Below are 398 nucleotides of genomic sequence, written 5' to 3'. Positions count from 1 at the left end.
CGTGGTCGCCCAGATTCGGAGTAATTATTATTAAGCGTGAAATGAGACAAGATAAACGAGCTGCACCGAAAGCCCCGATCAACGAGAATATCTCGGCACGCGAGGTTCGGTTAATTGGGGCTGAAGGTGAACAGCTTGGGATTGTGTCAATTGAAGACGCGCTTCTTAAGGCTGAAGAGGCCAAACTGGATTTGGTGGAAATTTCCGCCGATGCAGTACCCCCTGTTTGCAAACTGATGGACTACGGCAAATCGATCTTCGAAAAGAAGAAGCAGGTTGCCGCAGCCAAGAAAAACCAGAAGCAGATTCAGGTTAAAGAAATCAAGTTTCGTCCAGGGACGGAGGAAGGGGATTACCAGGTAAAACTGATCAACATGGTAACATTCATTAGTGATGGG

Annotated in this window: 1 protein-coding gene; it reads left to right on the top strand. The window is 47.2% G+C overall.

Going from position 1 to position 398, the window contains the following annotated elements:
- Positions 1–23: 23 nt before the first annotated feature.
- Positions 24–398: translation initiation factor IF-3 (gene infC, locus ACIOVB_RS22455; protein WP_401271563.1), on the top strand; the 375-nt coding region annotated here is incomplete at its 3' end.

Origin of the sequence: Pseudomonas sp. NPDC087639 (assembly GCF_044743385.1) — a bacterium.
Taxonomy (GTDB): domain Bacteria; phylum Pseudomonadota; class Gammaproteobacteria; order Pseudomonadales; family Pseudomonadaceae; genus Aquipseudomonas.
The sequence above is the reverse complement of the archived record's forward strand: the minus strand, read 5'-3'. Positions and strand labels throughout refer to the sequence as shown.